Origin of the sequence: Flavobacterium ammonificans (assembly GCF_020886115.1) — a bacterium.
Classification (GTDB): Bacteria; Bacteroidota; Bacteroidia; order Flavobacteriales; family Flavobacteriaceae; genus Flavobacterium; species Flavobacterium ammonificans.
The window spans coordinates 1,984,606-2,007,795 of sequence record NZ_AP025185.1; the positions used below are offsets into that span (position 1 = coordinate 1,984,606).

20 protein-coding genes are annotated in these 23,190 nt (G+C 31.7%); 11 read left to right on the forward strand and 9 right to left on the reverse strand.

Features of this window, described 5'->3' with window-relative positions; genetic code table 11:
- Positions 1-6 precede the first annotated feature (6 nt).
- Complete coding sequence (locus LPC20_RS08795) at positions 7-1,170, reverse strand: 2-isopropylmalate synthase (RefSeq protein ID WP_229324549.1); 1,164 nt, start codon at positions 1,168-1,170, stop codon at positions 7-9.
- Between the two features lie 153 nt (positions 1,171-1,323).
- Here LPC20_RS08795 and LPC20_RS08800 point away from each other — a divergent pair, with 153 nt between their 5' ends.
- Complete coding sequence (locus tag LPC20_RS08800) at positions 1,324-2,868, forward strand: hypothetical protein (RefSeq protein ID WP_229324551.1); 1,545 nt, start codon at positions 1,324-1,326, stop codon at positions 2,866-2,868.
- A gap of 7 nt (positions 2,869-2,875) precedes the next feature.
- On the opposite strand, the gene LPC20_RS08805 is transcribed toward LPC20_RS08800, so the two are convergent.
- Positions 2,876-4,852 (reverse strand): alpha-ketoacid dehydrogenase subunit alpha/beta, encoded by a 1,977-nt coding sequence (locus LPC20_RS08805; protein WP_229324553.1) that lies wholly within the window; start codon positions 4,850-4,852, stop codon positions 2,876-2,878.
- 152 nt (positions 4,853-5,004) lie between these two features.
- Here LPC20_RS08805 and LPC20_RS08810 point away from each other — a divergent pair, with 152 nt between their 5' ends.
- From LPC20_RS08810 to LPC20_RS08830, 5 genes are all read left to right on the forward strand, one after another.
- Positions 5,005-5,958, forward strand: coding sequence for an isopenicillin N synthase family dioxygenase (locus tag LPC20_RS08810; protein ID WP_229324555.1), 954 nt, complete (start codon positions 5,005-5,007; stop codon positions 5,956-5,958).
- A gap of 101 nt (positions 5,959-6,059) precedes the next feature.
- A complete protein-coding gene (locus tag LPC20_RS08815) occupies positions 6,060-6,392 on the forward strand; it encodes a translation initiation factor (protein ID WP_229324556.1) in 333 nt (110 codons plus the stop codon).
- A 58-nt stretch (positions 6,393-6,450) separates the two neighbouring features.
- On the forward strand, positions 6,451-7,317 hold the full coding sequence (locus tag LPC20_RS08820; RefSeq protein WP_229324558.1) for a nucleoside phosphorylase: 867 nt from the start codon (positions 6,451-6,453) through the stop codon (positions 7,315-7,317).
- A gap of 11 nt (positions 7,318-7,328) precedes the next feature.
- The gene (locus LPC20_RS08825; protein ID WP_229324560.1) at positions 7,329-7,862 is read left to right on the forward strand and encodes a GNAT family N-acetyltransferase; all 534 of its coding nucleotides are present in this window, start codon (positions 7,329-7,331) and stop codon (positions 7,860-7,862) included.
- Positions 7,863-7,906: 44 nt separating this feature from the next.
- A complete protein-coding gene (locus LPC20_RS08830; RefSeq protein ID WP_229324562.1) occupies positions 7,907-8,755 on the forward strand; it encodes a substrate-binding domain-containing protein in 849 nt (282 codons plus the stop codon).
- On the opposite strand, the gene LPC20_RS08835 is transcribed toward LPC20_RS08830, so the two are convergent.
- Both LPC20_RS08835 and LPC20_RS08840 read right to left on the reverse strand, forming a co-directional pair.
- Positions 8,736-9,893, reverse strand: coding sequence for a serine hydrolase (locus tag LPC20_RS08835; RefSeq protein ID WP_229324564.1), 1,158 nt, complete (start codon positions 9,891-9,893; stop codon positions 8,736-8,738). The two genes, LPC20_RS08830 and LPC20_RS08835, sit on opposite strands and share 20 nt — an antisense overlap.
- Before the next feature lie 169 nt (positions 9,894-10,062).
- Complete coding sequence (locus LPC20_RS08840; protein ID WP_229324566.1) at positions 10,063-10,833, reverse strand: DUF3784 domain-containing protein; 771 nt, start codon at positions 10,831-10,833, stop codon at positions 10,063-10,065.
- A gap of 61 nt (positions 10,834-10,894) precedes the next feature.
- On the opposite strand from LPC20_RS08840, the gene LPC20_RS08845 reads away from it, so the two are divergent.
- Positions 10,895-12,682 carry an ABC transporter ATP-binding protein gene (locus tag LPC20_RS08845; protein ID WP_229324569.1) on the forward strand — a complete coding sequence of 596 codons (1,788 nt, stop codon included), beginning with the start codon at positions 10,895-10,897 and terminating at the stop codon, positions 12,680-12,682.
- Positions 12,683-12,715: 33 nt separating this feature from the next.
- On the opposite strand, the gene LPC20_RS08850 is transcribed toward LPC20_RS08845, so the two are convergent.
- Positions 12,716-13,885, reverse strand: a complete 1,170-nt coding sequence (locus LPC20_RS08850; protein WP_229324571.1) for a proline dehydrogenase family protein — start codon at positions 13,883-13,885, stop codon at positions 12,716-12,718.
- A 92-nt stretch (positions 13,886-13,977) separates the two neighbouring features.
- On the opposite strand from LPC20_RS08850, the gene aroB reads away from it, so the two are divergent.
- From aroB to LPC20_RS08870, 4 genes are all read left to right on the forward strand, one after another.
- Positions 13,978-15,045, forward strand: coding sequence for a 3-dehydroquinate synthase (gene aroB / locus LPC20_RS08855; RefSeq protein WP_229324573.1), 1,068 nt, complete (start codon positions 13,978-13,980; stop codon positions 15,043-15,045).
- A gap of 294 nt (positions 15,046-15,339) precedes the next feature.
- On the forward strand, positions 15,340-16,737 hold the full coding sequence (locus tag LPC20_RS08860; protein WP_229324575.1) for a type III PLP-dependent enzyme domain-containing protein: 1,398 nt from the start codon (positions 15,340-15,342) through the stop codon (positions 16,735-16,737).
- 77 nt (positions 16,738-16,814) lie between these two features.
- A complete protein-coding gene (locus LPC20_RS08865; protein ID WP_229324577.1) occupies positions 16,815-17,786 on the forward strand; it encodes a deoxyhypusine synthase family protein in 972 nt (323 codons plus the stop codon).
- A 13-nt stretch (positions 17,787-17,799) separates the two neighbouring features.
- A complete protein-coding gene (locus LPC20_RS08870) occupies positions 17,800-18,186 on the forward strand; it encodes a DNA primase (protein ID WP_229324579.1) in 387 nt (128 codons plus the stop codon).
- A gap of 58 nt (positions 18,187-18,244) precedes the next feature.
- On the opposite strand, the gene LPC20_RS08875 is transcribed toward LPC20_RS08870, so the two are convergent.
- The 4 genes from LPC20_RS08875 to LPC20_RS08890 form a co-directional block, all read right to left on the reverse strand.
- Complete coding sequence (locus LPC20_RS08875; protein WP_229324581.1) at positions 18,245-18,760, reverse strand: DinB family protein; 516 nt, start codon at positions 18,758-18,760, stop codon at positions 18,245-18,247.
- 8 nt (positions 18,761-18,768) lie between these two features.
- The gene (locus LPC20_RS08880) at positions 18,769-21,354 is read right to left on the reverse strand and encodes a phosphoenolpyruvate carboxylase (RefSeq protein WP_229324583.1); all 2,586 of its coding nucleotides are present in this window, start codon (positions 21,352-21,354) and stop codon (positions 18,769-18,771) included.
- 117 nt (positions 21,355-21,471) lie between these two features.
- Positions 21,472-21,951, reverse strand: a complete 480-nt coding sequence (locus LPC20_RS08885; RefSeq protein WP_072943262.1) for an Lrp/AsnC family transcriptional regulator — start codon at positions 21,949-21,951, stop codon at positions 21,472-21,474.
- A 44-nt stretch (positions 21,952-21,995) separates the two neighbouring features.
- Entirely contained in the window at positions 21,996-23,147 is a 1,152-nt protein-coding gene (locus tag LPC20_RS08890) for a M14 family metallopeptidase (RefSeq protein ID WP_229324585.1), read from the reverse strand.
- Between the last annotated feature and the right edge of the window lie 43 nt (positions 23,148-23,190).

The window sequence follows — 23,190 nt, forward strand, 5'->3', positions numbered from 1 at the left end:
CTTAATTTAAACTTCAAGACAATTACATGCTTCAACGATTTGATGTATATCGTGATCAAGGACTTCTTTTTTTATGTCGGCAAATTTCAAAAATTCAGTGTATGCAATATCCAACTGTATTTTGGTTAATTCATAACCCACTTTTTTAGCTCTGTACGCTAAGGCAGCTCGGCCACTTCTTGCGGTTAAAACAATCGATGATTCATTAACTCCAACATCCAATGGATCAATAATTTCGTAAGTCGCTCTATTTTTAATAACGCCATCTTGATGAATTCCTGAACTATGAGAGAAGGCGTTGGCTCCTACAATAGCTTTATTAGGTTGTACCATCATTCCCATACTATCAGAAACTAAACGACTCATTTCATTTAGCTGTTTGGAATCTATGGAAGTAAATAAATTCAAATAAGGATGCTGTTTAAAAATCATAACAACTTCTTCTAAGGCAGTGTTACCTGCTCTTTCTCCTATTCCATTTATTGTACATTCTATTTGTCTAGCACCATTTACAGCCCCAGCAATAGAATTTGCAGTAGCCATACCAAGATCATTATGACAATGGCATGATAAAATGACATTTTCAATTCCTTTTACATTTTCTTTTAAGTACTTTATTTTCGCTCCATATTCTTCAGGCAAACAATAGCCTGTAGTGTCTGGTATATTCAAAACAGTAGCACCTGATTTTATAACTTCTTCACAAACTTTTGCTAAAAAAGCATTGTCCGTTCTACCCGCATCTTCTGCATAAAACTCAACATCTTCGACAAATGTTTTAGCATAAGCAACTGCTGATTTTGCTCTATAAATTATATCTTCCCTTGTCGTATTTAACTTGTGAATAATATGGGATTCTGAAGTACCAATTCCTGTGTGAATACGAGGTTTTTTAGCATATTGTAAAGCCGATGCAGCAACCTCAATGTCATTTTTTACAGCCCTAGTTAAACCACAAACTGTGGCATTTTTAACTATCTTACTAATTTCTGAAACTGATAAAAAATCGCCTGGACTTGACACTGGAAAACCTGCTTCAATTATATCAACTCCCATTTCATCTAACCTACTTGCAATAATGAGTTTTTGAGCGGTATCTAGTTTACAACCAGGGACCTGTTCTCCATCTCTAAGTGTAGTATCAAAAATTTGAACTTTTTCCTTATTCATTTTATTTTATTTAATGTAATTTCACATCTTATAACAAAATTATCTTTATCAACTTGGTTTTAAAATCTATTTAAAGTTTATTTACTGCGCATAAAGAACTTAATTATAGCGTAAGTATTTGATAATTAAATATTTAAATCTTATAATTTTACAATGGCTAACCATCAAAAAGATTTCTTATTTGTACTAATAAAATCGCTTTCAAAGTCGGAAAAACGTCAGTTTAAGATTTTCGCTAGTCGATTGGAAACTAGTTCGAATACTAAATTCATAGAATTATTTACAATTTTAGATAAATCTGAAGTCTATGATGAAAAAGTTATTTTAAAAAGTGGAAGTATTAAAAAAATTCAATTATCCAATTTAAAGTCCTATTTATACAAGCAAATATTAGTGAGCATTCGTTTGAATATTCCTAATCAAAACATGCGTTATCAGTTACGAGAACAGATTGATTTTGCTACAATTTTATACAATAAAGGACTGTACAAACAAAGTTTGAAAATTTTAGACAAGACTAAGCTTCTTGCCATCGAGAATGACGAGAAAAATATGGCTTATGAAATTGTTGAATTTGAAAAACTAATCGAGTCACAATACATTACAAGAAGTATTCAAGGAAGAGCAGATGAATTAGTAATCCAAGCCAAAGAATTGAATTATAGCAATACAATTTCTAGCAAATTATCTAATTTATCGCTCCAGCTATATGGAATAATGTTAAAAACTGGCTATGTGAAAAATGATGACGAACTTCAATACATAGACAATTATTTTAATAAACATATTGCAAAATTTGATGAAAATAAGTTTGGGTTTAGAGAAAAATATTGGTTTTATAATGCCAATTTATGGCGAAGTTTTCTTGTTCAAGATTTTTTATCATGCTACAAATACGCACACAAATGGGTAACTCTTTTTTATGATAACCCTACTATGATTAGTTTAAATCCAGTATTTTATTTAAAAGGAAACCACTATTTATTAGAGTCTCTTTTTATGTTGAAATACAAGACTAACTTTAAAAAGTATCTTGAAAAACTGGAACAAACCATTAATGATGACAAATTCCCTGTAAATGATAATGTATCCTCTTTGTCATTCTTATATTTATATAACAACAAATTAAACTTTCATATTCTTGAAGGAAGTTTTGCAGAAAGCGAATATTTGATTCCTGAAGTATTATATAAAATGAAAAAGCATAGTGATCATTTAGACGAACACCATGAAATGCTTTTTTATTATAAAATTGCGTGTATCTATTTTGGCAATGAAAAATACACTGAATCCTTAGTATATCTTGATAAAATTATCAATAACAAAAATCTTAGTATGCGTGAGGATTTAATGTGCTTTTCACGACTTCTCTACTTAATTCTACATTATGAGCTTGGAAATGATTACTACCTAGAAAATCAATTAAAAAGCACCTATAAATTTCTTTTAAAAATGAATGATCTCAACGAAGTTCAAAAAGAAATTATTCGATTCTTAAAAAACTTAAATTCGATTTATCCTGGCGATTTAAAAAAGGAATTCATTAAAATGAAAGAACATTTTATTGAATTAGAGAAAAACACCTATGAAAAACGTGCGTTTTTATATTTGGACATCATTTCTTGGTTAGAAAGCAAAATTGAAAACAAAAAAATAGCCTTAATAATTAAAGAAAAAGCTAAACTAAATAATAGATAACCGTCTATTAATAAGCGATTAAGTCTAATAATGCTTTTTCAAATCGTCCTAGAGGCAAGTATTGATCTTCTAATGCCTTCGTGAATGGAATTGGACTTTCTAAACTCGCCACTCTAACCACTGGAGCATCTAAATACTCAAAACAATTCTCCATAATTAAGGCAGAAATATCACTTGAAATACTTCCGAAAAGTGAGTCTTCTTGATAAATAATTGCCTTACCCGTTTTTTTAACAGAATCAAATATAGTTGCAGTATCTAGAGGTTGAAGCGTTCTCAAATCAATCAAATCTACTGAAAGGTCAGTGTGTTTTTCTAATGTTTCCAATGCCCAATGGACAGCAGCACCAAAAGAAATTATAGTTACCGCTTCTCCTTCTTTCACAAGTGCCGCTTTTCCAAATGGTAGTGTATAATACTCATCAGGTACATCCTGATAAATGCTACGATATAATTTCTTGTGTTCAAAAAACAAAACTGGATTTGGATCGTTAATAGCAGTATTTAATAACCCCTTTGCGTCATACGGAAAAGCTGGATAAACTACTTTTAATCCAGGGGTTTTAGTAAACCAAGCTTCATTAGTTTGAGAGTGAAAAGGTCCGGCTTGAGTTCCAGCACCACAAGGCATTCGTATAACTACATCAGCTTTTTCAAGCCAACGATAATGTGATTTAGCCAATAAGTTGACTATAGGATTAAATCCTGTGGATACAAAATCAGCAAACTGCATTTCTACTACAGATTTATATCCATTAATAGATAATCCCATCCCAGCAGAGACAATAATACTTTCGCAAATTGGGGTATTTCGAACCCTATCTTTTCCAAAAAGTGGTACAAAACCATCTGTTATTTTAAATGCCCCACCATATTCTGCAATGTCTTGCCCCATAATAACTAGATTATCATGGCGCTGCATAGATTGTTTAAGACTGCTACTTATCGCATCAATAAAACGTATATTTGAAACATTTGAATTAGCATTAATTAACTCAAAATCATACCCTTTATACACATCATCTAGCTCATCACTATAAAATGCCTCTATATCAGGTTCGCTATTTACAATAGCCCAACTTTCATCAATCTCTTTTTTAAAATGGGATGTAATTTCTAAATCAATGCTTTCAGTTAAAATATTTAACTGTATTAAATACTTTTTAAAATTTTCAACAGGATCTTTTTCTTCCCATAAATCCAGTAATTCTTTCGGAACGTACTTAACTCCACTTGCCTCTTCATGCCCCCTCATTCTGAATGTCTTAAATTCAAGTAGAATTGGACGAGGATGAGTCTCCATTGATTTCTTTAAATCTGAAATTAAATGATACACCTCAAGTACATTATTTCCATCTACAATATAACTTTCCATTCCGTAACCAATTCCTTTATCGGCTAAATTCTCACAACGATATTGCTCATTAGTTGGTGTTGACAAGCCATATCCATTATTCTCAATTACAAAAAGAACGGGTAAATCCCAAACAGATGCAACATTTAAAGCTTCATGAAAATCACCTTCTGAAGTAGCACCTTCGCCTGTAAAAACAGCGGTAATTTTACCATTATTGGACAATTTATTAGCTAAAGCTATCCCATCAGCAACTCCTAATTGCGGACCTAAATGAGATATCATTCCTATAATTTTATACTGCTGGCTTCCAAAATGAAAACTTCTATCTCTTCCTTTGGTAAACCCATTTGCTTTTCCTTGCCATTGCGAAAACAATCGGTACAAGGGGATGTTTCGTGAGGTAAAAACCCCAAGATTTCTGTGCATTGGTAGAATGTATTCGTCTTGATCTAAAGCTGCTGTAATTCCTACAGATATTGCTTCTTGACCAATTCCAGAAAACCATTTTGATACTTTTCCTTGACGAATGAGCACCAACATTTTTTCTTCAATCATTCGTGGCTTTAGAATACTTTTATAAAGTTCAAGTAATTGATTGTCTCCTAACGTACCTCTATTAAATTTCATCGTTTAAAATTTGTCATAAAATTATAACATTTTTTTATTTTAATGTTGTAAAAATATATTCAGACAAAAAAAATAGAAAATTTAATCCCAAATAATTATTTACATTTGTAGATGTAAGTGGTCATACCAAAACATTATTTATAAAAACAACTATGCAAAAAATTCCTAGTGTTGACTTGCGTGATTTCCTGTCGGATGATCCGACACGTAAACAAAAATTTGTAAATGAAATCGGAAGAGCCTATGAAGATATTGGCTTCGTAGCACTAAAAGGTCATTTTTTAGATGATCAATTAGTAGAAAATCTATACAGTGAAGTGCGAAGTTTCTTTTCGTTACCACTAGAAACCAAATCAAAATATGAAATTCCAGGAATTGGAGGTCAAAGAGGCTATGTTTCTTTTGGAAAAGAACATGCTAAAGGTCGTTCTGCTGGAGATTTAAAAGAGTTTTGGCATTTTGGGCAATACGTAAGTGACGATTCAAAGTACGCTAACGAATATCCTAAAAATGTTACAGTTAACGAATTGGCTAATTTCAATTCAACTGGAAAAGAAGCGTATCAAATGCTTGAAAAAACAGGTATATATGTTTTAAGAGCATTGGCTTTACACATAGGATTAGATGAATTTTATTTCGATAATTTTATCAAAGACGGAAACAGTATTCTTCGACCAATCCACTACCCTCCTATAACCGACGAACCTAAAGACGGTGCAGTTCGTGCTGCAGCTCATGGAGACATCAACTTGATTACGCTTTTAATGGGTGCTCAAGGAAAAGGATTACAAGTACAAAATCATAACGGAGATTGGATTGATGCTATGGCACAGCCTGACGAGTTAATGATTAATGTGGGGGATATGTTATCAAGACATACCAACAACAAATTAAAATCGACCATTCATCAAGTAGTAAATCCACCAAGAGAATTGTGGGGAACTTCTCGTTATTCTATTCCGTTTTTCATGCATCCTGTTAGCGATATGCCGCTGAATTGTTTGGAACAATGCATTGATGCAACACATCCAAAACAATTTGATGACATTACAGCTGGCGAATATTTGAATGAACGATTAGTGGAATTAGGATTGATTAAGAAATAGAGTTAATCAGATTTTTATAATTTATTTAGAACACAGATTGAAGAAATTTCTATAATTTTTAAAATCTGTGTTCTAATTTATATCTCTAATACATACGAAAAATGGACCTACAAGATCAATTAAAAAACCTATTTCCTGATCATCAAATTTCAAATGAACCTGAAGATACTCTCGAAAACGAACATGAATTATTCGTTCAAGCTGAGCCTATGATTTGCAAATTCGAAAAGCGTAAAGGAAAACCTACTACAATAATTGCAGGTTATGAAGGTGCTGATGAAGATTTTAAAATTTTAGCCAAAGAAATCAAAAGTAAACTCGCCGTGGGCGGAACATTCAAAGATGGTGAGATTATCATTCAAGGGGATTTTCGCGATCGTATCATGAAAATGCTCCAAGAGAAAGGATTTAAAACCAAACGAGTAGGCGGATAAATTCGATATACGAAATACAATATTAGATTTACGAAGTTAATTTTACACAAAAAACAAAATGATTGCATCATCAGAATTGATATTAAATCCAGACGGAAGTGTGTATCACTTGAATCTGAAACCGGAAAACATTGCCCACGATATTATTTTTGTTGGTGATCCTGATCGTGTAGAAAAAATTACACAATTCTTTGATAGCATCGAATTTTCAATTCAAAAAAGAGAATTCAAAACCCAAACAGGAATCTATAAAGGAAAACGATTAACAGTCCTTTCAACCGGAATTGGTCCCGATAATATTGATATTGTCTTGAACGAATTGGACGCTTTGGTTAATATTGATTTAAACACGCGTCAACCTAAGGAAAACTTAACTTCTTTAAATATAATCCGAATTGGTACCTCAGGTTCAATTCAAGCCGATATCCCAGTTGATAGTTTTGTATTATCTCAATTCGGAATTGGTTTAGACAATATGTTACGTTCGTATATAGTTGACGAGGTTACACATAAAGACATTGAAGAGGCTTTTATTACTCAAACCGAATGGAACCTGCAAAAAGGTCGCCCTTATGCGATTGCGTGTTCTGAAGTTTTAAAAAAAAGAATTGAAAGCAACCAAATGCATAAAGGTATTACTTGTACTGTTGGTGGATTTTACGGTCCACAAGGACGTGTTTTGCGATTACCAATTCAGGATAGCGATTTGAATTCTAAAATGGATCATTTTCAATTTAACGGCAATCGAATTACCAATCTCGAAATGGAAACGACTGCTATATATGGACTTTCGGCCTTGTTAGGTCATCATGCTTTGTCATTGAATGCGATAATTGCCAATAGAGCGACAGGGACTTTTAGCGAAGATCCTACCAAAGCTGTGGATGAATTGATTGCCTATACTTTAGATAAATTAGCTAATTAATCAATCGATGTATGAATTTAATTATTGAAACAGAGCGCCTTTTAATACGCCCATTTGAAAGATCTGATGCTGAATCACTATTTGAAATGGACAAAAATCCAAACGTACATAAATATTTATGGAAAAAACCAGTCGAAAATATAGATGAAATATATGCCTATATTGAAATGGTTCAAAAACAATATTCTGAAAGGGGAATTGGTCGATTTTCTACCATTTTAAAAGAATCAAAGGAGTTAATAGGTTGGACAGGTATAAAATTTGTAAATGATCATGTGGAAAATGGGAATACAAATTTTTACGATTATGGTTATCGTTTAAATGAAAAATTTTGGAACAAAGGGTATGCTTCTGAAGCAACAAAAGCTTGGTTTGAATATGGTTTCAATCAAATGAAAATTAAAGAAATGAATGCATATACTCATACAGAGAATGGTGCTTCTAATCATATTTTAGAAAAAAACGGGATGCATCTTATAGAAGAATATATAGCTGAGGATGGCATTAATTGGAAATGGTGGCAAATGATTAATCCCACTTTTTAAAATAATAACGTATTTCTTTAGGATATTTATATCAATATATAAAAATGAATCAAGTAAAAATTGTTGGCGTTCCGGAACATTTCAATTTACCTTGGCATCTTTGTCTTGAAAATGGCGAATTTGAAAAGGAAAATATCGATTTACAATGGACTGATGTGCCTGAAGGAACTGGAAAAATGTGTCAAATGCTTCGCGATGGAAGTACTGATATTGCGGTAATTTTAACCGAAGGAATCATTAAAGATATTGTTGGTGGAAATCCATCTAAGATTGTGCAAATTTATGTTGAATCACCTTTAATTTGGGGAATTCATGTTGGAGCTCAATCCAATCATCAATCGCTTACCGATTTAGAGAAAACAAAAGCTGCCATTTCACGTCTTGGTTCTGGCTCTCAATTAATGGCTTATGTCAATGCCAAAAATCAAGGTTGGAACACTAACGAATTGCAATTTGAAATTGTCAATACTATTGATGGTGCGGTAACTGCTTTGACTGATGGAACAGCCGATTATTTTATGTGGGAACATTTTATGACAAAACCATTGGTAGATAACGGCGTTTTTAGACGCTTAGGCGACTGCCCTACTCCTTGGCCTTGTTTTGTTATTGCCGTTCGCGAAGTAGTATTAGCTAAACAACCAGAAATAATTACAAAGCTTCTTGAAATAATTAATACCAAAACACGAATTTTCAAAGCCATTCCTGATATTGATAAGCAATTAGCAAAAACCTATAACCAAAAAATTGAAGACATCAAAGAATGGTTAAGGCTAACTGAATGGTCGCAAGAAAAAATAGATGCAGTCCTACTTGACCGTATTCAAAACCAATTGGTAGAATTAAACATTATAAATTCAAAATCTGATTCAATTAGTTGGGAATCGATTTAGTATACAATTGTCTTCCTAGTTCTGCTAAAAATGGAATTCCGATTTCTTCATATTCGTAAATTCCATCATTGAAAATTTTATTTTTATTGACTAATAATGTAGCAGTTACCATGAATTCAACTCCCGCTTTCTCATCAATGATGTAAGCACAATCGGTCAAAGTTCCATAAGCCTGACCAATTTTATTATAAATTTTAATAGTAGAATCAATTTTGTCCTTTGTATCTCCAAAAATTAAAAATTTACAATAACTATCATAAAACTCTTTCGAATCAAAACCTTGCTCTCTCGGTAATTGATACATAGAAGATAAAATAAATTCACGGTCTTTTTCATTCAAATTAAAACGTTCATTAAGTTGAAATTTATTTGGGAATAAAAGTCGTTTAAGAGTGTTATGCAATGTAATTAATGGATAATAGTTTTTTGAAGAAAAATCGAAAGCACCCATCACTTGAGCATCATTTTCAATATAACCAATCCCTTTTTTAATTAAATTCAGCTGTAAAGCATCCACTTTTCTTCCTGTTACTGAAGGTAATTCAGCAATTAAGCTATCTCCTTTAAACAAATAGATGGTTGAAGTTTGTTTGTTACCAGAATTTGCAACAGACAATCGGTGACTCACTGAGAATGGCGACAAACCTTTGTTGTGCATTTTAGAGTTTAAATAATCAAATCCAATAAATTCCAATAAATTATTACTTGCCTCATTATCACTTAAAGCAAACAGTTTTGAAATTTCTTTCTTAAAATTTATTTTGGTTCCATTTGGTTTGTAGCAAAAATTAATACTATCCGAGAGAGGAGCAATAGAATTTAATTTTTCAAGTGCTAACACGGCAATTGGAAACTTAACAGTACTCGCTGGATAAAAATAATTTTTAGCATTCACATTATATTGGTAATCTTTAAATGAAATTGTACCATCTGAAGCTCTTTTAATTTGGGTATAAATAATCTGCAGTTCATGTTCGTTTACATTATCCATAACTGCTTTAATTTTTGGATTATTGGATTTCAAAACCAAATCTAATGGATCATCCTCTACACTATTCTTTGAAACAATACAACTAGAAAAAAGTATAGGAAGTATTAAAAGAAAGTATTTGAAATTCGTAAATTTATTAGATTTCATAGATTAAAGCATTAGATTTATTTATTATCCAATCGTTTTGCCGCTTCATGCAGTTGCAAAGTTCGGAACTGATTATTTTCTATTAAATATAAAAAGTTTTGCGAAACGTAAACGTGAACTTCCTGCAAAACTCGCAATTGCTTGAGACGGCTTTTGGAAGAAGTTTTTTTTAGTTTATCTTTTTAATTATATCATTGTAAATTTCTTTGTTAGATTTCTCTTTTGCTGAATAAAAAATCTTTTTTTTATCTTTTGTTGTTATTAATATTATTGGTTTTTTATTTGAATTAATCAAAAGTTTTACATTTTGATTTTCTTTTGTATTGAAATATCCTTTTTTAGTAATTTCAAGAGCCGCTCCATTTGTTTTTGAGCTTATTTCTGGAATTTTATTTTCTAAAGTGATTGATTCTATATTTTTCAAATCTATTTCGCAACCATAATCCCCCGTTATTTCCAATTTATTATTTCCAATTTTTATTTCGTTATCGTTTAGAGTATTGTTAAACTCAAAAAGAATTAGCCCCAATATAGTAATCATAAAAATGATTAAAACAGATGTAATGATATTTTGTTTTTTAGTTTTTTGTAAGTAAAATTGATTGCTTTTCCATATAAAATAGGTGTAACAAAATATTGGATATGTTCCCATAAAAATTCCACTCCAATCTGAATTTACTAAATACAATATGAATATTGAAATTAAAAATAATGATAATCCAAGAAATAAATTAAATTTTTTGAAATATGGAACATATGTGGCAATGTCAAAGTTTTGTTTTTCTACATCGCTCATTGTGTTATAACCCGAAAGTAAATCTTTCGCGTTATTCTGATTAATTAAAAAAGATATTCCTATGAATATCAAACTTAAGATTATTATCGGTACTATCATTTTTTCTAAAATTACTGCCAACTGTTTTATTAGTGCAACAAACATAATAAATTATTGTTTTGCTAAGATAAACGATAATGGTACATTTGGAACTTATTAAAATACTATGCCACGATTTAAAGAAAACGATTTGCCAAAATCAAAAATTACCTTAAGCGCCCTTCAAAAAGCAAAACTCATATTTCAATTTTCAGGGAAACACCTTTGGAAGTTTTATGTAGGTTTATTTTTCTTATTGCTAACTGGAGGTACCGCTTTGGCTTTCCCAAAATTAATGGGATTACTCGTAGATTGTGTCAATAATAAAGAAACTGCACAAGCCAATTTTATAGCACTGAGTTTACTTGGAATATTGTTTATGCAATCTATTTTTTCGTTTTTTAGATTGTCTTTATTTGTGAATTTTACCGAAAACACTTTAGCTAATCTTCGCTTGGCATTGTATAGTAATTTGGTTAAACTTCCTATGTCATTCTTTTCTCAAAAACGTGTAGGTGAATTGAATAGCCGAATCAGTTCAGACATTACCCAAATTCAAGATACATTAACCTCTACAATTGCAGAGTTCCTAAGACAATTCATTCTTATTATTGGGGGTATCGCTTTATTGGCTACCGAAAGTTTCAAACTTACTTTATTAATGCTTTCTGTTGTTCCTTTGGTTGCAGTTGCAGCAGTTATATTTGGTCGATTTATAAGAAGTTATTCTAAAAAAGTACAAGACAAAGTAGCTGAAAGCCAAGTAATTGTTGAAGAAACTATGCAGGGAATTAGTATTGTAAAAGCATTTGCTAACGAATGGTACGAAATTGCTCGATATAAAACGCAGATAAAAGAAGTAATTCAAATTGCGATTAAAGGTGGTAAATACCGTGGCTACTTTGCTTCGTTCATTATATTTTGCCTTTTTGGTGCTATCGTGGCCGTGGTTTGGTATGGAGTTCAATTAAGCATCGCAGGCGAAATGAGCGTAGGTCAATTAATCTCGTTTGTTTTATATTCTACTTTCGTAGGGGCTTCTTTTGGTGGTATTGCCGAATTGTATGCACAAATTCAGAAAGCAATTGGTGCTACTGAACGTGTTTTTGAATTATTAGACGAAACTCCCGAAAAAATACAAGGTACAACAGCACACCAATCCATTGAAAAAATAAAAGGAAATGTCAATTTTAAAAATGTAGCCTTTAAATATCCTTCTAGAAAAGAAATGGAAGTGTTAAAAGACGTGAGTTTTACCGCTCAATTTGGACAAAAAATTGCTATTGTAGGTCCTAGTGGTGCTGGAAAATCTACAATAGCTTCTCTTTTATTGCGATTCTATTCTATCGCAGAAGGAAGTATCGAAATTGACAACAAAAATATTTACGATTACGATTTGGAACAATTACGTGGCAATATGAGTATTGTTCCTCAAGATGTTATTTTGTTTGGCGGAACCATTCGTGAAAACATTGCCTATGGTAAACCAAATGCTACTGAAGAAGAAATTTTAGCCGCAGCCCAACAAGCTAATGCCTACAATTTTATAGAAAGCTTCCCTGAAAAATTAGATACTATTGTTGGAGAAAGAGGTGTGAAATTATCGGGAGGTCAAAGACAACGCATTGCAATTGCAAGAGCCTTATTGAAAAATCCAAGTATATTAATATTAGACGAAGCCACTTCTTCATTAGACAGTGAAAGTGAAAAATTAGTTCAAGAAGCGCTCGAAATCTTGATGGAAGGAAGAACAAGTATCATTATCGCACACCGTTTATCAACCATTCGCTCAGCAGATCAAATTCTAGTATTAGACAAAGGTATAATTGCTGAAAAAGGTACTCATCAAGAATTAATAGCTTTAGATAATGGAATCTATAAAAATTTAAGTAATCTTCAATTTAGTAATTCATAAAAAAACGCCATTCTATTGAATGGCGTTTTTTAATTATGAACTTTTTCTTCGACTTCGCTCCGCTTTTATCATAGACAATTCGCGACTCGTTTGTCCAGCTACAGAAGTGTTTTCTTCTGCACGGCGAATTAAATAAGGCATCACATCTTTAACTGGACCAAAAGGCAAATATTTGGCTACATTGTATCGGTGAGCCGCTAAATTGTAACTAATATTATCACTCATTCCGTATAATTGTCCGAACCAAATTCGATCATCATTAGTCTTAATTCCTCTTTCCTGCATTAAATTCATTAAAGTATACGAACTCAATTCATTATGCGTTCCAGCAAAAATTGCCATAGTTTCAATATGTTCTACCATATACAAAACTGCTGCATCGTAATTTTTATCAGTGGCTTCTTTTGAAGCACAAATTGGAGTTGGATAACCCTTCTCTACTGCACGAGCATTTTCCTTTTCCATATAAGCACCACGCACTATTTTCATTCCGATGAAGAAACCTTCTTGTTTTGCTTTTTCGTGTAATTGTTTCAAATAATCCAAACGATCCCAACGGTACATTTGAAGCGTGTTAAATACTACTGCTTTTTCTTTATTGTACTTTTGCATCATTTGGGTAACCAAATCATCTGCAGCATCTTGCATCCAACTTTCTTCAGCATCAATTAACAAGGAAACGTCTTTGTATTGAGCGGTTTTACAAACCAAATCAAAACGATCCACAACTCTATCCCATTCTTCTTTTTCTGAAGATGTTAAGGTAGCTTTAGACCCTACTTTTTCATATAAATCAAATCGTCCTAATCCTGTTGGCTTAAAAACAGCAAATGGAATGGCTTGACGTTCTTTGGCAAATTCAATAGTTTTCAAGGTCATAGCCAAGGCAGCGTCAAACTGCGCCTCCTCTTCTTTACCTTCAACTGAGTAATCCAATACCGAAGAAACACCTTTGGTATACATTTTATCGACAACTGATAGACAATCATTCTCATTGATACCTCCACAAAAATGATCAAAAACAGTTGCTCTAATTAAACCTTCCACTGGTAGATTAGCTTTGATAGCAAAATTAGTAACCGCTGTTCCAATTCGAACAAGTGGTTCATTGTCAATCATTTTGAATAAAAAATAAGCCCTATCTAACTCTGTATCGCATTTTAAAGCAAATGCAACTTGTGTGTTATCGAATATATTTTCCATTAATTGTTATATTTTTTTACAAATATAGAGAGAGTTTTCAATACTATTAATTAAAAAATACCTTATTTTGCGTTATCAATAAATTCTGAATAATGCAGACGATTCAAGCCAACAATTATCCCGTACATTTCAATGAAAAAGCCTATGAAGCTTTAAATTTGCATTTGCAAAACAACAAGTATTCTAACCTATTCATTATCACAGATAGCAATACTAATGAATATTGTTTGCATGAATTTTTGCCTCATGTAGCAACAGAATTAACTATTGAAATTATTGAATTCGAAGCAGGTGAAATCAATAAAAATCTAGACACATGTATTGAAATTTGGAATGTTCTTACTGAGTTAGGTGCGGATAGAAAAAGTTTAATCATCAACTTAGGTGGCGGTGTTGTAACTGATTTAGGCGGATTTGTTGCTTCCACTTTTAAAAGAGGGGTTGATTTTATTAATATCCCAACTACACTTCTTTCTATGGTTGACGCATCTGTAGGCGGTAAAACAGGCGTTGATTTAGGAAATTTAAAAAACCAAATTGGAGTAATTAATGTTCCCGTAATGGTATTAATTGACACTCAATATCTAGCTACAGTGCCTCAAAACGAGATGCGTTCTGGGTTAGCTGAAATGCTGAAACACGGATTAATTTTTGATAAAAACTATTGGGAACAATTTCTTGATATTAGTACTATTGATTTTTCTGATTTAGATTTACTAATTCACCGTTCTGTCGTAATCAAAAACGAAATCGTAATGCAAGATCCAACGGAGAAACATATTCGTAAAGCCTTAAATTTTGGGCATACTTTAGGACATGCTATTGAAAGTTACTTTTTGGAAAACGAAAACAAAAAAACACTACTTCATGGCGAGGCGATTGCAGCGGGGATGATTTTAGAAAGTTATATTTCTTGGCAAAAAGAATTAATCACTGAACTAGAATACCGCCAAATTAAAATAGCAATAAAAGCGATATACGAACTAGTTCAAATTGAAGAAAATGACCTACAACCCATTATGGATTTATTAATTCATGACAAGAAAAATGAATATGGCACTGTACAATTCGCTTTAATTGATGGTATTGGCGCAATAAAAATCAACCAATTAGTTGAAAATGAATTGATTATTAGTGCTTTTGAAGACTATAAATCATAATTATTAATTTACATAAAAGGATTGTATTTCGTATGTATATTTTTTTACATTTGCCACAATGAAAACAACTCAAAATACAACATACTTTAATCAGGATAGCAACAATAGTAGCCAGTCCTTTTTTGGGTTATGCAAAAGTGTATTTGTGATCAAAGGAAGTTTTAGTTTTGATATTTTTCAGTTCTTAAAAGCTGAGAATGAAAAACTACAAATTGTATATGCTAATATTCGAGTTTGAATTTTAATTTAATCCAAGTTTAAACTTTTTTTAAATCTAAAAATTCTGATATAGCAATGAATACAAAATATTCCGACTTAATAAACCAAACCTATTATTTCCCACAAGAAGAGTTTACTTTAAACAAAGACAATCTTCAATTTCACAATATTGATTTGATGAAATTAGTGGAACAATACGGAACTCCACTTAAATTTACTTATTTACCTCAAATTTCTAATAACATCAACAAGGCGAAGTCTTGGTTTAGAAAATCAATGGAAAAAAATAAGTACGATGCAAAATATTTCTATTGTTATTGTACTAAAAGCTCTCATTTTGAATACATTATGAATGAAGCTTTTAAAAACAATATTCATATTGAAACCTCTTCTGCTTTTGATATTAATATTGTTGAAAATCTTTTAGAAAACGGTAAAATCAACAAGAGTACCTATGTGATATGTAATGGTTTTAAAAGAGATGAATATGTTTCTAACATCGCTCGTTTAATCAATACAGGTCATAAAAATACTATTCCAATTATTGACAACTTCGAAGAATTGGATTTGCTACAAGCCCAAATTAAAGGGAAATTCAAAATTGGAATTCGTATTGCAGCTGAAGAAGAACCAAAATTTGAGTTCTACACTTCACGTTTAGGTATAGGTTACAAGAACATTGTCCCTTTTTACAAAAAAGAGATAAAAGAAAATAAAAAATTGGAACTTAAAATGTTGCACTTTTTTATTAATACAGGTATCAATGACAATGCTTATTATTGGAATGAATTAGTAAAATGTATCAAAGTTTATGTAGCTCTAAAAAAGGAGTGTCCTACTCTTGATGGATTAAATATTGGTGGTGGTTTTCCTATCAAAAATTCATTAACCTTTGAATACGATTACCAATACATGATTGACGAAATTATCAATCAAATTAAAATTGCTTGTGACGAAGCTGAAGTGGCGGTTCCAAATATATTTACTGAATTCGGTTCGTTCACTGTAGGTGAAAGTGGTGGTGCGATTTACCAAATTTTGTATCAAAAACAACAAAACGATAGAGAGAAATGGAATATGATTGATTCTTCTTTCATTACTACACTACCGGATACTTGGGCCATCAACAAACGTTTCATTATGTTAGCTGTCAATCGTTGGAATGATACGTATGAAAGAGTTTTATTAGGTGGTTTAACTTGTGATAGTGATGACTATTACAATTCAGAGCAAAATATGAATGCGATCTATTTGCCAAAATACAATAAAGAAAAACCGCTTTACATTGGTTTTTTCAACACAGGCGCGTACCAAGAAACTATTGGAGGTTACGGAGGATTGCACCATTGTTTGATTCCACAACCTAAACATATTTTGATAGATAGAGATGAAAACGGAATTTTAGCAACTGAAGTTTACTCAGAACAGCAAACTTCTGATGATGTTTTAAAAATTTTAGGATACAAAAAATAATTCCAAAATTTATCTTTCAAGAAATAGAATTATACCCTACTTTCGTAGCCATATTTCAGAATTAATAAAAAATAAAAATGAGTAAAGGACCGATTAGTCAATTTATTGAAAAACACTACCTGCATTTCAATTCAGCATCTTTAGTTGATGCAGCAAAAGCCTATGAGCAACAATTGGCAAACGGTGCCAAAATGATGGTGAGTATGGCTGGAGCTATGAGTACTGCAGAGATTGGTAAAATATTTGCAGAGATTATTCGCCAAGATAAAGTGCAAATTATTTCATGTACAGGAGCTAATCTTGAAGAAGACATCATGAACTTAGTTGCACATTCACATTACGAAAGAGTGCCTAATTATCGTGATTTGACTCCACAAGATGAGTGGGATTTGTTAGAGCGTGGATTAAATCGTGTAACGGATACATGTATTCCTGAACATGAAGCTTTCCGTCGCTTACAAAAACATATTTATAAAATTTGGAAGGACGCTGATGATAAAGGAGAACGTTATTTTCCTCATGAGTTCATGTACAAAATGTTACTTTCAGGTGTTCTTGAGGAATATTATGAAATTGACTTAAAAGATAGTTGGATGTATGCAGCGGCAGAGAAAAACTTACCTATAATTGTACCAGGTTGGGAAGATAGTACTATGGGTAATATTTTTGCTTCCTATGTAATTAAAGGAGACTTAAAAGCTTCAACTATGAAATCAGGTATTGAATACATGACTTTCTTAGCTGATTGGTATCCAAAGAATAGTTCTAACGGAATTGGATTTTTCCAAATTGGTGGAGGTATCGCAGGAGATTTCCCTATCTGTGTGGTTCCGATGTTATACCAAGATATGGAAATGCATGACGTTCCTTTTTGGAGTTATTTCTGCCAAATTTCAGATTCAACAACTAGTTATGGTTCCTATTCAGGAGCAGTTCCAAACGAGAAAATAACTTGGGGCAAATTAGACATTAAAACTCCCAAGTTCATTATTGAATCAGACGCTACAATTGTAGCTCCATTAATTTTTGCTTATTTATTAGACTTATAGAATAGACCCCCGTATGAAAAGAGTAATTGTTGACTACGCTAAACTTACCAATGAAATCTTAAACTTATTAGTTGAAAAATTTCCTGATGGTTATGATGATTCAGACATTATCCGTTTTAGAAATGCAAAAAACGAATTAATTGAAGCCGTTGAGGTTCGCACTGATGATACTATTTATTTAGTAAAAGTGAGTACGAAACTTTCTGACCGAATTGAAAACTACGATGAGGATGATGAAATTCTCAATGTTGAAGTAGAACCTATCAAAGAACTCGAATTAGAAGTAGATGATACTGAAGACGAGTCTGAAGATGAAAATCTAGACAATCTAGATAATGAAGGTGAAGATGAAGAGGGAGGAAATCATGATGAAGACCTAGAAGAAGATGATGAAGATTAAAAATTAATTCAAATAAAAAAGGCTACTAAATTGAAATTAGTAGCCTTTTTTATTGAAATTATAAATACTTTTCCAAAAATACATTCTGATGGTGTTTCTGATGTCCAATAATCATAAAACCAATAGCACGAACAGATATGGGTTGATCTGATGCAATTCCTTTGCTTAAAAGCTGTTCCTCAGAAAAACTTTTAAATAACAACAAATTAGAATGGCGTACTGCAGACAACTCTGTTAATAGATCTTGAAGGCTTCTTGTATTTGCTGGAGTGTTCGCTGCGTAAGTATTTTCGTCAAAACCTGGTAAAGGTGTACCATCATTTCTAGAAATACGTAAAGCACGATACGCTAAAATTCGCTCCGTATCAATAATGTGCTGAATAATCTCTTTAATTGTCCATTTACCCTCGGCATAACGATAATCAAATTTATCCATTGGTAAATTTTGAACAAACCGAATAAAATCATGCAAGCAGATTTCTAATTCTTCTATTAAAACTACTTCTCCAGCTGCCTTAAAATAGGTTTCGCAGTAGACAGGATATTCGTTTTCTACTAATTGACTTGTTTTCATACTATAATTTAAGCTGAGTTTCTACTAGCATTGGTATTTCCAAAAAGAGATCGAGTTACAATTTTTTCATACACCTTGATTAATTTCTCATCTGGATTTTTTTCTTTCAACAACTCATTAATTCGAGTTAATCCATATTGCTGTATTGTTAACAATGGTAATACAATACGTTCTCTTACATCAATAGAAGCTTTACCATCAGGATAATTCTCCATCAACTCTTTATGTCCCGCAATTTTTAACAATAATCGTTTTGTTTCTAAAAATTCATTATAAATAATTTTCCAAAAATCGCCATACTCAGGATCTTTACTCATATAAGCTGTCAAAGGAAAGAATGATTTAGCCAATGACATCATACTATTTTCTAAAAGTGTTTTAAAGAATAGCGAGCCATCATACAGATCTTGAACTTTATCCCATTGATTGGTATCTTCAAAATGTTTTAAAGCCGTACCTACTCCAAAAAAACCTGGAACATTTTGCTTTAACTGGCTCCACGAACCTACAAATGGTATTGCTCGTAAATCGGCAAAATCTAATGATTCTGATTTACTTCTTTTAGACGGTCGACTTCCAATATTAGTTTTTGCATAATACTTTAGCGTACTCATTTTTTCTAGATACGGAATAAATTTAGGGTGGTTTTTGAAACTTAAATACTTTTCATACCCCAATTCTGCCAATTGATCTAAAATAACTTTTTCATCAATGGTCAATTCATTTCTTCCTTTTGCAAAAACTTGATTGGTAACTCCTGCACTTAACAAATTCTCTAAATTATAACGGCAAGAATCTAATGTACCAAAGTTAGAACTAATGGTTTGACCTTGAACTGTCACTTGGATTTCGTTATTCTCAATTTTTGGCCCTAGTGAGGCATAAAATTTATGCGTTTTACCTCCGCCACGAGCTGGAGGACCACCTCTACCGTCAAAGAAAATCGCTTTAATTCCGTATTGTCTTGAGATTTCAGTTAATGATTCTTTAGCTTTATAAATACTCCAATTTGCCATTAAATAACCTCCATCTTTGGTTCCGTCAGAGAAACCCAACATGATTGTTTGTTTATTATTTCTATTTTTTAAGTGTTGAGCATAGGCTGGATTAGCATACAATTTTTCCATGATTTCATGGGCATTTTGTAAATCATCAACCGATTCAAATAAAGGAATTATATCTACCGTTGGATTAGTCCAATCACTCAGTTTAAATAAGGCGAAAGTTTCCATTACATTTAATGCACTTTCATTGTTACTTATAATGTAACGATTTGAACCAAACTCACCGTTATTATTCTGAATGGTTTTCATGGCTTGAATTGACCCCAAAGTTGAATTTGTCATTTCATTTGCAAATTCAGCTGGGTTTAAATTTCCTGATACATTGGATAATACTTCGAATTTTTCATTCTCTGATAGTTCAAAATAATTGCTTGGAAAAACAGATGAATCCGATTTTAAATAATAACTCACTATATCTTTAAAGACTGAATTATGAATTTTACTGTTTTGACGAATATCTAATGTAGCAAAATGAAATCCAAATAAATTCACTTTTATCAATAGCGCATCCAATAGATCCAAATATAACGATTGATGTTGTTCAATAACAATTAATCGTATTTTATTTAGCTGAGTTTTGAACTCATCAAGAGTTATAAATAGCTCTCCTTTAGAGTAAAAAACCGAACGATATAATTTTTGTTCTAATTCAGTGACTAAAGTATCAACCCCGGCAAACGTTAATTTTCTCTTTAAATTTCTGATTTCAATATAGTAACATTTCAAAATAGAAGTTCGCAAGCGATCAGCAACTTTTAATGTAATTTCAGTCGTTACAAACGGATTTCCATCACGATCACCCCCAGGCCAAAAACCCAATTTAATAAGTGGGTTGTTAATCGAATTCCCATTAAATAAATTCTTCTCTAAATAATGCACCATTTCACCCGCAGTTTCATAAAAAACATTTTCTAGGTACCAAATCAAGCTTACTGCTTCATCATAGGGATTGGGTTTTTCATTTTGAATAAAAGGCGTTTTACCTAATTGAGCTAATAATTGCTTAATCGCTAACAAGTTATTAGATCGAATAGCTTCCGTTAAATCATTAATAATACCAAGAACAGCTCCAGGATAAAACTGTGTCGGATGTGCAGTTAAAACAGTTCGGACATTAAAATTCTCTAAAAACTCGGTTAATTCTGCTTGGTTATTAGTATTGTCTGCTTTTTCTTTAATATCACGAAGAGAACCTCTTCCTTCCATATTATTTACTTTTGAAAAGGCTGCATCTTCTATGGCATCAAAAAGAACAATTTGACGTTCGATATATTGAATAAATCGAAACATCAAATCAATTTTATTTGTTTCAGAATCGGTATGCAAATATTTCTTTGAAAAAAAATTCACAATCTCAACTGGAGTTTCTTGTTTTTTAAATCCCGATTCACAAACATCTGTGAACAAAGGCAATAACACCCCTGTATTGTCTATAGAATCAAAAGGAAGCGTTATAAATACACTGTTATAAATATTGTACTTTGAGAGAACATCTTGGTTAAAACGTTCTATTTTTGGAAGCGTATACATAAGTTAAAAAAGTTGTTGTTGTAGTTAGTTATTGTAGTTAGCGATATATAAATGATAAATTGGCATAAAAAAACCCCAAGAGTAACTTGAGGTTATAGTATACTATATCATCAAGAATTACATGTTTTTAAAAATGGTATGCATTAAACGTTTTTTATCGTTAATACTTTCTTCTAATGAAATCATTGTCTCGGTTCTGTATACCCCATCAATATCATCAATCATGAAGATAACATCTTTAGCATGCTTTGTATCTTTAGCTCTAATTTTACAAAAAATATTAAATTTTCCTGTAGTAACTGAAGCTACAGTTACGAAAGGAATTTCATTTATACGTTCTAGAACAAATTTAGTTTGAGAGGTATTATTAAGAAAAACACCTACATATGCAATAAATGAATAACCTAATTTATCATAATCAAGAACTAAAGAAGAACCCATAATAATCCCAGCATCTTCCATTTTTTTTACGCGTACATGAACCGTTCCTGCTGAAATTAATAACTTCTTAGCAATATCTGTAAAAGGGACTCTAGTATTGTCGATTAACATATCTAAAATCTGGTGATCTACTTCATCTAAACGAAACTTACTCATAATAAAAAAATTAAAGTTAATAACTACCTTGAAATGGGACTAGTTTAAGACTTAATCAATCCATTTTCAAATTGAAAATTTCCTAAAAAGAAATTAGCCGGTTGATCCAATCTTGGTAAATTCCCATATTCATCAGAATATAAAGCCCCTTTTGCGTCATATTCATAGTGACCAAAAAGGCAATCTAAAGCGTCAATTTGAACAATGTAAGCATTGAAAACAATTTTACCATCGATTATTTCTTCTTTATACTGAGATGCAAAATTGATGATTTTTTCTTTACCATCATAATTAATTTTGATATTTTTATACAATAAATCACAAAAAACGGGATTATTTTGTGAAATATTCAAATATTTATCAATTCTATTATCAACTATATCGTTTTCGTAAATTAGCCTAAATGCGGTGATCATAGAAAAAAACAAAAATTTCCTAGTCATCTCTCTGTCGTAATCATTTTGATAATGACCTCCTTCAAAAAGTACGGTTGGCACTCCAAAAAATTGAAATGTATCTCCAACACAATTAAAATTAAACGAATCATCAAATCTTCCTATTTGCCCTGGAATATACTTTTGTAAAACTTCATTGATACCTGCAATTAGATTAATCGCTTTCAGTCTAGAAGAATTAATTTCACGTTCTTGATTATAAGCTGGAGCTAAAAAGGATAAAGTAGCTGGCTTATTAGTTTGACCAACGCTATATATTGTTCTTTGATCATGTAAATTGAAGCAAAAATCAGGTTTAAATGAATTAAAAACCGATCGTAGAACAAGGCTTTCAGGTTGAGATAAATCTTGCGAATCTCTATTTAAGTCTATTGAATTTGCATTCTCTCTAGTGTACAATTTTGCCCCATCCGGATTCAACATTGGAATCCAGAGTAAAGTAAATTTTTTCAAAAACAATTCCGCTTCATTCGAATTGCCTTCAAAAAAGTTAAAACAGTCAAAGGAAGCCTTTGTTGTCGAACTTTCATCACCATGCATTTGTGACCAAAGCAAAATTTTAATTGGACCAGAACCAATTTGATAACTATAAATCGATTTTCCTTGAACGGATTTACCAATAATTTGTAATTGATTATTCGTATTTAAACGATGTAAAATTGGCTCAATATGGTCTAAAGTAATATACCTACCTTGAATGGTTTGTTCTTTATATTTTGCAAATACTAATTCTAAATCCATATTATACTGTTTGATTTTACAAAAGTAAACATCTTTATTTTTA